This window comes from Nostoc sp. CCY 9925 (assembly GCF_963920935.1).
Lineage (GTDB): Bacteria > Cyanobacteriota > Cyanobacteriia > Cyanobacteriales > Nostocaceae > Nostoc.
Genome location: NZ_CAWUDO010000066.1, coordinates 37208 through 48726, shown reverse-complemented (window position 1 = coordinate 48726; position 11519 = coordinate 37208). Strand labels below are relative to the sequence as shown.

14 protein-coding genes are annotated in these 11519 nt (G+C 39.3%); all 14 read right to left on the bottom strand.

All coding sequences use genetic code 11. The annotated features are described in order from the left end of the window. Positions 1-2: 2 nt before the first annotated feature. The 14 genes from ACM0OY_RS27085 to ACM0OY_RS27020 all read right to left on the bottom strand — a co-directional run bounded on the left by ACM0OY_RS27085 (position 3) and on the right by ACM0OY_RS27020 (position 11412). Positions 3-356, bottom strand: a complete 354-nt coding sequence (locus ACM0OY_RS27085) for a hypothetical protein (protein WP_414571882.1) — start codon at positions 354-356, stop codon at positions 3-5. A gap of 220 nt (positions 357-576) precedes the next feature. Beyond that, positions 577-1629, bottom strand: a complete 1053-nt coding sequence (locus ACM0OY_RS27080) for an SAM-dependent DNA methyltransferase (RefSeq protein ID WP_414571881.1) — start codon at positions 1627-1629, stop codon at positions 577-579. Next, positions 1598-1939: a hypothetical protein gene (locus ACM0OY_RS27075; RefSeq protein ID WP_414571880.1), complete on the bottom strand. Its 342-nt coding sequence runs from the start codon at positions 1937-1939 to the stop codon at positions 1598-1600. The genes ACM0OY_RS27080 and ACM0OY_RS27075 overlap by 32 nt, the downstream gene beginning before the upstream one ends. Further along, a complete protein-coding gene (locus ACM0OY_RS27070; protein WP_414571879.1) occupies positions 1936-2619 on the bottom strand; it encodes a hypothetical protein in 684 nt (227 codons plus the stop codon). Before ACM0OY_RS27070 ends, ACM0OY_RS27075 begins: the two co-directional genes overlap by 4 nt. A 62-nt stretch (positions 2620-2681) precedes the next feature. Continuing rightward, positions 2682-3521 carry a ThiF family adenylyltransferase gene (locus tag ACM0OY_RS27065; protein WP_414571878.1) on the bottom strand — a complete coding sequence of 280 codons (840 nt, stop codon included), beginning with the start codon at positions 3519-3521 and terminating at the stop codon, positions 2682-2684. Then, a complete protein-coding gene (locus ACM0OY_RS27060; protein ID WP_414571877.1) occupies positions 3509-4105 on the bottom strand; it encodes a Mov34/MPN/PAD-1 family protein in 597 nt (198 codons plus the stop codon). The genes ACM0OY_RS27065 and ACM0OY_RS27060 overlap by 13 nt, the downstream gene beginning before the upstream one ends. 2 nt (positions 4106-4107) lie before the next feature. Continuing rightward, the gene (locus tag ACM0OY_RS27055) at positions 4108-4830 is read right to left on the bottom strand and encodes a hypothetical protein (RefSeq protein ID WP_414571876.1); all 723 of its coding nucleotides are present in this window, start codon (positions 4828-4830) and stop codon (positions 4108-4110) included. Next, the gene (locus tag ACM0OY_RS27050; RefSeq protein ID WP_414571875.1) at positions 4827-5555 is read right to left on the bottom strand and encodes a hypothetical protein; all 729 of its coding nucleotides are present in this window, start codon (positions 5553-5555) and stop codon (positions 4827-4829) included. Before ACM0OY_RS27050 ends, ACM0OY_RS27055 begins: the two co-directional genes overlap by 4 nt. A gap of 43 nt (positions 5556-5598) precedes the next feature. Further along, on the bottom strand, positions 5599-6021 hold the full coding sequence (locus ACM0OY_RS27045) for a hypothetical protein (protein WP_414571874.1): 423 nt from the start codon (positions 6019-6021) through the stop codon (positions 5599-5601). A 5-nt stretch (positions 6022-6026) separates the two neighbouring features. Then, positions 6027-6521, bottom strand: a complete 495-nt coding sequence (locus ACM0OY_RS27040; RefSeq protein ID WP_414571873.1) for a hypothetical protein — start codon at positions 6519-6521, stop codon at positions 6027-6029. Between the two features lie 2 nt (positions 6522-6523). Further along, on the bottom strand, positions 6524-7522 hold the full coding sequence (locus ACM0OY_RS27035; RefSeq protein ID WP_414571872.1) for a bifunctional DNA primase/polymerase: 999 nt from the start codon (positions 7520-7522) through the stop codon (positions 6524-6526). Between the two features lie 73 nt (positions 7523-7595). Further along, the gene (locus ACM0OY_RS27030; protein ID WP_414571871.1) at positions 7596-7814 is read right to left on the bottom strand and encodes a hypothetical protein; all 219 of its coding nucleotides are present in this window, start codon (positions 7812-7814) and stop codon (positions 7596-7598) included. A gap of 29 nt (positions 7815-7843) precedes the next feature. After that, positions 7844-8590, bottom strand: coding sequence for a hypothetical protein (locus tag ACM0OY_RS27025; protein ID WP_322641975.1), 747 nt, complete (start codon positions 8588-8590; stop codon positions 7844-7846). Positions 8591-8691: 101 nt separating this feature from the next. Then, positions 8692-11412, bottom strand: coding sequence for a DEAD/DEAH box helicase (locus ACM0OY_RS27020; protein ID WP_414571870.1), 2721 nt, complete (start codon positions 11410-11412; stop codon positions 8692-8694). Between the last annotated feature and the right edge of the window lie 107 nt (positions 11413-11519).

Genomic DNA, 11519 nt, shown 5'->3' with positions numbered 1-11519 from the left:
TCCTACTTATCCTGACTGATTTTCGCCTTCTTTGCAAAAAACTGGGATGCTCCCGAGGTAAACCCTCTCACAGTGCTGTTCTCAATGCACTCTTTCTTTAATTCGGTAAAGTTGTTCATGTAAGTGTCTTCCTGAATAATTCCAGTTTTGGTGTTTAAAAGTGTCTGATATATTTGCTGAAGATTGATGATAATTTGTCTAAGAACAGATGTATTTTCAGTTGTGAAAGTCAGTGACACAGATGTTGTGCTTGAATTGTGTATTGCAACTGTTTGTTCTTCAGGTGCGCCATAAGTTGTTATGTGACTATCTTTACCAGGAATAAATCTGTAGGAAGCAATAGTTTCAATTGCCATATTTATCTCCTTGTTCGTTGGGGTCTAATTTCAAGCATTTTATTAGTAAGTTTGGTGACATTAGTGACTTTCCAACCAGCAAGCTTGCACTTAGTAACTGCTAGTTCTAATTCTTGCTGTGTAAGGGTTTTGTATCTCGTATACTTTCCCCATTTAGGGAAGATGTATGTGACATACCTAGTTTGCTCAATTTGGCAGTACGCCATGCGCTTGTAGTACACTATGGTTTAATAATTTTGACGATTCTAGTAGCGACATTTGTAGGGTTATTTGAACTCAAGAAGGCATCTTTATCTACCAATTCGACATAGCTATTATTGCTCTGTAGCCACTCTTTAAAGCTTTGATACTTCCGGTTGAAGAAAACCGATTCAGGGACGACTGAAACTAATACACCACCTGATATAATTAACTTCCAAGCTTGATAGATATGCTCAACAAGTTCGCAAAATGGAGGATTCATGATACAGGCATTGTATAAATGACTGGGGTTAAACTCCAGAAAGTTTTTCCCTACGAGATTAAATCCTTTGAGTTCTAAAATTTGTCGTAGGTTGTAATTCACCTCAACTACCTCTAGTTGAATATTAGGGTAGGTATTAGTGATATACTCAGCAATATTTCCGCTACCAGCGCTAGGCTCTAAAATTCGCCAATTTGCTTCAATATCTGCCAGTTGAACAAGTCGCTGACAGACTGGTTTGGGAGTAGGGAAGAAATCTCCAGATTTCATGCCAATGATTTCTAACTCAAGCTTGTTTAGTCGTTGCTTGGTAGTATCAATTGCTTCAGGTTTTACTACCTGTTGAATTTCTGTTATTGCTGATATGATTTCGCCTGATGTATTTAACCCCGCGCGACTGAGAGATTTTACCCAGTCTTGGTAATATTCGCCTTCTAGTATTTCTTGGACTTTCTGGCTAGGTTCTCCACTTTGAGAAATCCTAAATAGCACTTCCACCTGTGATTTGCGAGATATACCGCGTAGTATTGGTGGAATATTTCCTATTTCCCACATTTGTGCGATCGCAAATAACCAAGACTGGATAATCTCAAGTTCAATTCCTTCTTGGATTATCCCTTGAGCTATAGTTTTACGGCGCTTGGTTGCCCTTTGATTCCCAATAGCAGGATTTTTCTTTTGGTCAATATTTGACTGCATTGAGGTAGCTAGCTTGCGGAGAGTTTCTGCTTTTTCTAAGTTAGGAATATTGAAAATATCTAGTGATGAGTTATCCTCGTTATAGGACAGATTCAGTAGAGATAGTTGCATTGCTAGATTCCTTTAAATCTTTAACGGCGCATTTAAGAATTAGGGAGGTTGGTACATTCCAAGTTTTTACCTCCCATTCAGTAGCTAATCGTTCGGAGTGACGGATAACTGCACTACTACATTTGTTTTTTCGGAGAAGCCAATCTCTAAACTTTTCGGCTTGTTCTTTGGTATCGAACCCGAAATAGCTGGTTTTCCGGTTTCCCAAGGGATCAGTAATAGTTGCTACTCGACGTGAGAGAATATTGAGCGTCCAACCACCGTTAGAAGTGAGTTCGATTTTGGTGATATTTAATTCTGTTGGATTCATAATTCCACTTCAGGAATTGCTGCTAAATATTCCGTAGTTGATATTTCTCTTGCCAGCCATTTATCATGTGCTTCTTGAGGAGTTATTTTGTCAGCTAAATGTTTCTTTTCATTGTTGTCTCCTATAAAAGGAGCGAGTGTTTCTTCTAGCCGTTCTTTGAAAGCCAAATGTTTCTTTTCAGAGTAAGTAAACTGGTAGATGCTATCAGTGTTGATGAACAAGTAAACTAGGCTAATTTGTTCTAATGGCATTCCAGTTCGTTCGTGAAGGAGAAATAATCTCAATTGGGTTTGCCACTTGCTTTCAAGAATTTCAAATTTAGGAGGTTTTTGAATTGTCCAGTCAAACCCAACTACTTGATTTTCACCATAGATAATAAGGTCGCACTCGCTATAGAGAAGGATATCGTGGTATAAATATTGAATTTGGGCACTCCATTGTTTGTTTCCAAGGATGTTTATAAAAGGTTTTACCTTATCGACCCAGTTATTAATTTGGGGGTATTCCTTTAAGAAAGGTTCGACTGCTAGCCCTAACCCAATTTGTTGCATGACGAGATGAAACTGACCTCCAGCAACTTCGGATTCACTTTTTACAGTGAGATTAGAATAATTTCTCGTCGATAAACACTCTGGATGATGTTCGGCTAGCTCAAGTGTTTTGTGATTGAATCGATTCATAAAAATCTATCCCAAATTTCTTTTTTGGGATAAATATGCGTGAGCTATTTGTGGTAATTTCTCTACGGTATATAGTATTTTTTCAGATTGTCGATACTTGCGTATAAACTTCGAGTTGACATTGCTTTGAGGTCAAAATAACTGGCGAACTTTTTCAACCCCCCGGTAAGGGTTAATTCTAGTAAGTACTGGGCTGCGATCGCACTCGTCATTTTATTGACAAATAGCGACTGATAATTTCGTGCTTGAATTTCCGCACATGAGAGGTTATTGTCAGTGAGTTCTTCCAGTTGAGGAACTAACAATTCCGGGTGAACCAGCGCCGGAGAGGGAAGATGCAACCAGAATTTAGGTTTGTCTGGGTTATTGGCAGCTTGAACTATATCAAAATTAGAGTGCGTTCCAACTACTACTTGGCCGGAGTGGTTGCTGTTTCCACAATCCAGCCAAAATAGCGATGCTGGCTCATTTGCACTGTTCAGTTTGAGAACTGAGTGAATTTTTCTCCTGGCGGCGCTGTTATCTACACAACCAATAATTACCGTTAGGGTGTTCCACCAACTTGCGGTGCGAATCATGTCTTCTTCAAACCAGTCGCAAATGGCTGTAATCTCAATTCCATACTTGGCGCTGCATCTTGCAACCAGTGTTTCTACCTTTGTTAGTCCAATTTCAGCTTGTTGATAATTTTGGTGGGTGATATTCTTAAGTTCGACAGTATCGCCATCGACGATCGTAAAGTTGATTTCTTTCCCCGTGCGCTGGAGTTGCAGGATAATTCGACATAAGTCTTCTGCAAGAAACCCCCCTGTTCCTCCTGCTCCCACTAGGATGAAGTTGATACGGGTATGATTGCGAGGTAAGACGGGTAAAGCTTGTTGGTAAGCAGTTAATTCGAGCATTTTACCTGTGGCGGAAGTTCAAATATGTGATTAGGGTTGATGTCGAAAAAGTGATTGTATATCCCAATGCGGGTATAGATTGTGGGAATGGTATTCAGTGTGCCGATGATAGCGAACACTCGAAATTTGCCTTTTTCTTCCTGATTGTCCGCACTTGAAGGGTAAGCAGCTAGAGTCCCATGACTATGTATTTCCACTAATCCATCTGTATAGCTTTTATCGAGTGCGCTTTCTAAAGATAGGACGTGAGTAGAAGACGCAGTTTGCAGTGGCGTGTGACACCACCATTGGTTGTTTGTCACTCCCAAGTAGAATAGGATTTCCTGTTGGGGGTTGATACTAGCAGCATTGATAATATCAGCAATTACAAGGCTTGGGACTTTTGGGACTTTCAGGCGAAAGTAGGGTTCAAGGGGTTGGAGTCCAGCAACTTGAGTTTGAGTTAGTTGCAAGCAAACCTCTAACTCGCGGCGGTGCGATCGCAAGAAAAGCCCATTTGCTGCCAGCCAGTATTCTTGGAGTTTTTGGCTGTAGGGAGGAAAATTATTACTTGTAGCGAAGTGATAACCAATAAAGGCATTCATGTCTAACTGAACAAATGATGGATAATGTCTTCTGGGGTTGTGACTTTCCAGCTATGAACGGGAACAAGGTCACTTGAAGGGTAGGATTTAGCTTTAGATTCGTGTAATTTGATTAGCTGATTGCAGATATTATCGGGATGAGTTTTTGACTTGCCTTGAGATAAGTCCTTATTAAAGGGTGATTTCCAGAACAGATCCCAAACTTGGCTTATGGTTGCAGCACTGCATATACCGGGAGAATTTTCCCCAAAACAAATACCAGAGTCGTCCCAAACGTTAGGTAGAGGTGGCTTGTACAGTTGCGCGTCTGGTTTAAATACCCTCCCTTTAACTGCCCATAGGTAATATCTATTACCGCATCCAGCCAACAAAAATGCAGGCATGGGGACAGTAATTACTTTCGTTTCCTGTCCCATAATTTGAATTTGATATTTTTGGGGTGAGTAAAACTGAATAATTGCCTCTCCCTCTGGATTTTTACCCCACCAAATCGTGTTGCTAGAAAGCCATCCAGATGTAGCAGTTTTACTTGTGAAGGCTTTCTCTACTGCTTCAGGAGAAAGAAATTTGTACTTAGATTTTTTGCCTTCGTGTTCGACTAAAATAAACTGTCCTTTGAGGATAACTAACTGCGCTACTAACTCATCTTGGGGAATATTTGCAAGCAGAATTTGCGATATACTTTCTAAGTTAATTCTTGGTAATATATTTGTATCTACATTCATGCTTTTGATGCTTGATTCCAAATTTTGACTGCTGCTTTTCGAGCAGGAAGGGATGTTTCTAGAAAGTGGGTAAGCTTATTTGATTTTTCCATCATCGAGACGGCTTCTTTCCACTTTTGATTGAGAAACATGATATTCTCATAAGTCCATTCCAGCCAATCGCTTGTTTCACACGTAACATCTAGCCAGATATTTTCAGTCGAGTAATCTATAATTCGTATGGCTGTATCTAAATAGTGAAGAGGACTTTTGTAACGACGGCATAGCTTGACAAGTTTATTGAAGTAAATTCCTTCTGCTAGAGCAATATAATCAGGAGTAAAACCAAAATTTAGTTCCCATTGACTTATATTGTACCCTTGCCCCATCAACGACAGTAGGAACTTTTCTGAGTATTCTAGTTCCTCAAAATCTTCATACCACCACTCAACTCTTTGTGGTGAGACAGGAATACTATTATATTCGGAACTAGACTCAATATCATCGATATATTCTATTGGGAATAGATGATCATTCACCAATTGAATAAATTCAATTTCTCTATCTATGTAGGCACTTGTTGGATGTGATTGTTTATCAATAGTAATGGTTGATTCTAGCCATTGTTCTGGGAATATTTTTTGATACAGACTTAAAAAATTTACTCGTTCGGAGAGATTTTCTAGGTAGATAATTGCTGTTAAACAAGTAATGGGTATTTTGAATGATTGTATGTTCGCAAGCATAATTAATCAGCCGCCATAACTCATAGCGGCTATAAATTTGTTATTACAGTACGGGATATTTACTCGTGGCAGCAGGTTGATGCTTAAGGCTTCGAGTTACTTTTTCGATGTAGGTTTCCCAATTTTGACCGAGCTTGATAGCTTTTTCTATCTCAGGTTGTAGGGTAATTAAATTTTCGAGACTAATTTGATTTTTTATCTCCAGAAGCTTTATCTGCCACCCTAACTTTAGTGCAGGATTTATTTCTTCAGAACTATTTTTCAATTCAGAGAATTGACTTCCCTTAGTACCTGCTTTTTTTACCAGACGAATTGAAACTGTATCATCAGTTGTTTGTCGTTCAATTTCGGCATTAGCATATTCTGGAAAGTAGACGCTAATGGCTGTTTTGAGGGTATTGTCATCTTGGGCGATCGCCTCATCAAGAGGAATTTCTTGTCCTTCGATAATCGCAATGTACTTCATGGTAATTAAAATAGTGACAGTTGGTTGTTAGGCGCGGGTGTTTTGTCTTTATCTTCAGACAGGTTACGCTTTTGTACTTGTCTTGATTGTTCCTGTCGATTCTGATGTATAGTCTGCTTTTCTATCCTTTGCTTGTAGATATCTAACATCTCTGGGAGAGATTTTTCTAAATCCTGTAGCAAGTTATTTATGACAGGATGAGATGTTATCTCAGCAAGGTTCATTGTCTTGATAATTGGAGGTGCGCCTTTGATTCCAATTGAGACAATTACTGTTTCAGAATTTGGTATTAGTTGAATGGTTATTAAGGTGGCTTTTGTGTCAGAATTGTCTAAATCTATCTCGGTAGATGAATCTTGGTTTATAACTTCAGTGTTTACTAATTCATCTAATGTTTCTTCTAAATCGCTATTCTCCTGAATATCAGGATTAAAATCTCTACTGCTATAACTGTTTTCAACGTTAGTTACATTCTGGTCAGGTGATATTTGACTGCTCATGATTAAGAGAGATTGGCTAATCTAAATAAGGTGCGGATAGTAATACCTGTCTTGTTAAAAGACTGCCATTTGTAGGCGCATTCGCCTGATTTGTACTTAGGAGAAAGTTGGCTCCAAGTGTCCCATGCTTTAAATAAAATGGGACTGACACTATGAAGTGCCATCCCGACTTGAATCCACGAGTGGTAATCATCTGCAAATCGAGGGTGTATGACTTCGAGTAGTACAAGTGCAGTCTGGATATTTGTCTCGATTGAGGGAATTAAATGAGCGTATCTGTCTACCCCATATCTGCGGTTATATTTTTCTTGGGGTAGGTTAAACTTTCTTGCTTTCTCCTGTTTGGCAAGCATCTGAGCAATTACCCAGTCGGGGGCTATTTCTATTTGGCGCTCAGATGGACTACAGCCAGGAAGCCATCTGTAATTTCTGCCCTCTGGGTGAAAGGAAGGGGGAAGGATTGAGGCTAGATTTTTGCCTCGAAATTCCAGATGTTCATCCTTCCCAGTTTTGATTTTGCGAGATTTTACTTCCCAAGCTTTTGAATTTGGGATGAGGTATAAGCGCTGGCTCCGATATTTCCTCCCAGAGGTAAATGCAATTGTGGGAGGAAGGTATTTTTGAGCGCGATTGTGTAACGACTCCATAGGAGTATCGGTTGCTTCGGCGGGTATTATCTGGTTGAGTTCTTCTGGTTCTGTATGTTCGTTAATTTGAATAATTTGTCGCCAGGAGGTTTCGCCGTCGCAATCAATAGCTACTAAATATCCTTGGGGATGATTAGAACCGCATACCAAGGCTACACCAGTGGGGGTGATCAATCTGTTATTTGTCCAAACTTTTAGGCGGCGGCGGACGAGTTCGGCTTGTAGTTCTCTGGGAGAGTAGGTATTTTTTTCCCATTCTTTCCCTAGAGGACGTTTACCAAAGGTAGGGACGATTCGCCATTCTTCGGGTAAGTTGTCAAGCGAAGATACCAAATGACGGATTTGGGCGTGCATGAATTCATGTGGCTAATTATTTCGATAATTCATGCACAGCTGCGTTAGTGAGTGTGGTGGTTTGATATTATGATTACGGTGCTAACTGATGGCCTGCTTCAACTAGCTTGGCAAGGGTATTTTGGTCAAACGCTTTGATACCGGATACAAATTGTTGCCACTGCTGCCATTTCTCCTTTGAGTAAGCATGATTGGGATCAAAGTTGCAAACTTCACAGAATTTATGAAAGTCAGCATTCCAATGAAACGTGCAGATGCCTGTTATTAAATAATTGATTTGTTGGTTGCTCATGAGTGATATTTTAGCTTCTGATTTCTGTTTTAAGCCAACCTTTGGTTCAGAGCATTTTCGACTTGATAAGTTCCAAGAGTACAGTTTGTATTGAAGGGAAACGTAGGAAATTCAAGATAATTATTCATGGTTTTTGTTACCTTGCACAGTACCATTATCCCGTCCCTACCCTTTTTTTCTTGATTATGATAGTAGCTGATAATCTCAAACTCATTATTACCAGCTTCAAATCTGCTTCCTGTATATTGGGAGATAGCTTTTTTCCAGTCTGGCTGCCAGAGCATGAGTGTATCTATTGCCATTGCTCTAACAACCGGGTTATCTAATTTAATCAGGATATCTGGTAAGTAATGGCATTGTTTGGCAATTACCTCTCGTGCGTAATTTATTAGCCAATACTCGGCTTCTTTTAAGAGAGCTTTTGATTCTAGATTTTGGCATACTTCATCGTAAACTTTAGACATTAAATATGCCCTTTGTTCAAAAACCATCCCATTAGTTCGCAATTTTAAGTCTGATGGATAATTAATCATCAAATCAGCAAGCTCGTCACTGATTTGAGGGAGAGTATATTTTTCATTGTCTTGCTCTTTGGGATGGGATATTTTTACTTCATATCCTAGATTTACAGCATGATTGATAATAAAATCGATGCTATTAGACTCAACAAAATCTCCTAACTTAAAATCTGTTTCTAGGAGGAGATATGTTGGTGCATGGAGAATTTGAAACCGTTTAGGGTTTTGACTTGAATCCGCTAATAGTTCAATATACATTGCTTATTATCACAAATTTTCATAAATCTTGTGCGTAAGCGATGTATGTGGTTTAATTACTGAAAAAATAATCCTACCCAAGATGGGTAGGATCATCTTAATTATTGATTAATGGTTCTTGTTTTTGTAGGATTGATTATTTCCTCCAGTAGAGATAGCCCAACTGATTTAAACAGTGCTTTGTTATCATCAGGGCAGCGTTGAATTGTTGTACAAGATGAGCAACCGTATTTGCAAGGGCAATTATCTACTAGAAACTTTGCCTTAATAAAAGCGGTTTCTAAATACTTGATGAGAGTATCGCACATACCTGTACCGTGTTCGCATGTATCGAAGAAATAGCCTACTATGTTATGATTTGATGGTACTTCGATTAACATGAAATCGATATCTCGACTGTTTGCTCCATGTTCGACAAGTGGTAAACTGAGCATGAGTTGGTGCGCGAGAGTATGAACGCAAATCTGAGTTTCATTGCTTTCAAATAGCTGTTTCTCTTCATTGGAAATATATTTCTGTTTGTTGAGTATCTCTTTTCGGAGATTTTTGACGATAGCTGAAAAATATTTTCTGGCATCAGCGTTAATTTCAACCCTAACGCAGAATGTATTGTAGTTAAGAGCAAATGCTTCCTTGTATTTATTTTCCTCCAATAGTTCGACAAATTCTCGTTCAATAAGTTGGGTACTGCAAGCAGGACAAGTTTGTATGTGTCCGGGTAAATTTAAATTGAAGTTGCGACATCTGTTATTAGTGCAAGTCCATTTTTGTTCCAGCCTGTACAAGTTGTACCCGTAAATTTCTTCTTTGATTTTGGCTGAAACAGGTGTAAATCTAGCTGCCCCTTGGGAAAGATTGATAATTTTGGCTTCCCCTACAATTTTGATTTCCTCGAAATTTAGGTTTCCTTCGGGACGACTAAATAGATTGGTTGCCTCAATTGGCTTGAGAATTGCTTTCCCGTCGGTTAAGTTTAGCTCTTGTGATTTATACTGTACGGGGTTGCCGTCAAAGTCTTGAGCAAGATATATAGCACCAGGGTAAACTTCTCGTAGTGCAGATGATGCCGAACTTTCCTCAAACTCTTCCGCGCTATCTTGATTGATATAACTGATGTTTTGGTCAGTGTTACCTCTGAATTTAATTTTTGAGTGGACATAACCAAGGTTTCGATTAGTTGTCAGTCTTTGGTTATAACTGAAAATCAGTTGATTATTACCGATTAGCTGTCGTGCAATCGCATCGCCAGAAGTACTAAAATGTCGAGCAATTTGAGCTTGTGTCGGTTTACTTTCTTTGCAACAGGCGAGAATGTGCTGCTCCAAAATTGTTTCATAATTGTGGTTAAAGTTGATAATTTCTGGAGGGTCAGATAAGAGGCGTTCCGGGTGATTGGCGTAGTAAGAATCCATAATCGACCTTTTCGACGGGATAAATACCAATAGCCCTGCTTCTTGCCTGCCTGCACGCCCCGCCCTTTGGCGAAAGGCAAGAATTGAGCCTGGGTAACTATGTACGATAGTTGCATCGATAGACCCTATATCCAGACCCGCTTCTAAAGCACTCGTGGATATAATGAACTTGACCTTCCCGCCCTGTATATCTGCAATAATTTTGTTACGCTGATTTGCCTTCATACTGCCATAAAATGCTGAGATGCTTTCTCCCAAGTGAGGTAATTGCATCTCCACTAAAGCTTTACGAATGGCATTAGTTAAAACCTTTACCAGTTCTCTACTATCGCAGAAACAAATCCCGACTATTCCTTTACTTACAAGCATAGCTGCAACTTGGGCAGTTTGGTAAAGAGTATTGTTTCGTGCTTTGAGGCTAAGGAAAGTAATCTCCGAGCGTTTTGCCCCACTTTGGTCGATAATAGCAAGGTTGCTTTGTTCTACTCGATTGGATATCTTCTGGGCAATTTCGCTGCTGTTACTAATTGTTGCAGAAGCGAATATGTACTGCAATTTAGAAATATTATTGCCAGCAGATTCTATCATTAATTGAGTTCGCCGATTAAGTAGGGCAAAGTGTGAACCGAATATGCCTTGATAGAAATGCGCTTCATCACAGACTATGATTGAAATTTTTCTGATTGTTTCCCTAAATCCCCAGTTTGAATCAAACTGATAGTTGTTCAGTTCGTGGTTCCATACATCGGGTGTCACGCATAAAATCGAGGGTTGATGGCTGTAAAGTTGTTTGCGCTCCTGGGGAGGAATATCACCATTTATATTGAGAACTTGGGGGCGAATTTCTTCATCTAGGTGGCTAACAAACGAGCGAATTTTCTCTACCTGATCAAATGCAAGTGCTTTCAAGTTAAAGAATACTAAAGCTGATTTACCTTTTAGGCACTCGTGAACGATTGGAATTAAAAAGGAGATACTTTTACCACTACTGGTAGGAGTTTGGAGAATGATATCTTCCCCTTTTTTGTAAGCCTCCCATGCTTCGACTTGATGAGAATATAGTTGGGTAATTCCTGACTTACTTAAGGCAAGTTTAACTAGAGGGTGAATATCATCTGGTATAGGACAAAGTTTAGCTTCTTGAGCCGGAATTACATCACAATTCTGTACTTTTCCTGAGCCATCAAGAATAGCTGCTATTTCTTGGTACAGAATACTTTTACCTGTTGGTGCTTGATTAAGAGGTAATAAATTACCGCTATTTACCTCCTGCTCCCAGTCAAAAATAATTTGATTTACACTTCCCTTTTTGAAGTAAAGATTTTTCTCGATGATGGCGGCGATATGGATAACACCATGTTCTTTAGAATAAACCTGTTTATTTGCTTGTAACCATTCAAGCTGGGTCATAAAAAGTTACCTACTTGTTGTTTTAGCAAGTAGGCGTTAGTCAAAAGTAGTGGTTTTTGTTATTGCCATATTAGCTATAGAACCCGACTTGAGTATTGCTAAGTTAT

What these genes read in the sequence shown, in the direction of transcription:
- ACM0OY_RS27050 (WP_414571875.1), bottom strand. Translation starts at nt 5,555, where the DNA reads ATGCTTGCGAACATACAATCATTCAAAATACCCATTACTTGTTTAACA.
- ACM0OY_RS27065 (WP_414571878.1), bottom strand. Translation starts at nt 3,521, where the DNA reads ATGCTCGAATTAACTGCTTACCAACAAGCTTTACCCGTCTTACCTCGC.
- ACM0OY_RS27060 (WP_414571877.1), bottom strand. Translation starts at nt 4,105, where the DNA reads ATGAATGCCTTTATTGGTTATCACTTCGCTACAAGTAATAATTTTCCT.
- ACM0OY_RS27045 (WP_414571874.1), bottom strand. Translation starts at nt 6,021, where the DNA reads ATGAAGTACATTGCGATTATCGAAGGACAAGAAATTCCTCTTGATGAG.
- ACM0OY_RS27070 (WP_414571879.1), bottom strand. Translation starts at nt 2,619, where the DNA reads ATGAATCGATTCAATCACAAAACACTTGAGCTAGCCGAACATCATCCA.
- ACM0OY_RS27040 (WP_414571873.1), bottom strand. Translation starts at nt 6,521, where the DNA reads ATGAGCAGTCAAATATCACCTGACCAGAATGTAACTAACGTTGAAAAC.
- ACM0OY_RS27025 (WP_322641975.1), bottom strand. Translation starts at nt 8,590, where the DNA reads ATGTATATTGAACTATTAGCGGATTCAAGTCAAAACCCTAAACGGTTT.
- ACM0OY_RS27030 (WP_414571871.1), bottom strand. Translation starts at nt 7,814, where the DNA reads ATGAGCAACCAACAAATCAATTATTTAATAACAGGCATCTGCACGTTT.
- ACM0OY_RS27085 (WP_414571882.1), bottom strand. Translation starts at nt 356, where the DNA reads ATGGCAATTGAAACTATTGCTTCCTACAGATTTATTCCTGGTAAAGAT.
- ACM0OY_RS27080 (WP_414571881.1), bottom strand. Translation starts at nt 1,629, where the DNA reads ATGCAACTATCTCTACTGAATCTGTCCTATAACGAGGATAACTCATCA.
- ACM0OY_RS27020 (WP_414571870.1), bottom strand. Translation starts at nt 11,412, where the DNA reads ATGACCCAGCTTGAATGGTTACAAGCAAATAAACAGGTTTATTCTAAA.
- ACM0OY_RS27075 (WP_414571880.1), bottom strand. Translation starts at nt 1,939, where the DNA reads ATGAATCCAACAGAATTAAATATCACCAAAATCGAACTCACTTCTAAC.
- ACM0OY_RS27055 (WP_414571876.1), bottom strand. Translation starts at nt 4,830, where the DNA reads ATGAATGTAGATACAAATATATTACCAAGAATTAACTTAGAAAGTATA.
- ACM0OY_RS27035 (WP_414571872.1), bottom strand. Translation starts at nt 7,522, where the DNA reads ATGCACGCCCAAATCCGTCATTTGGTATCTTCGCTTGACAACTTACCC.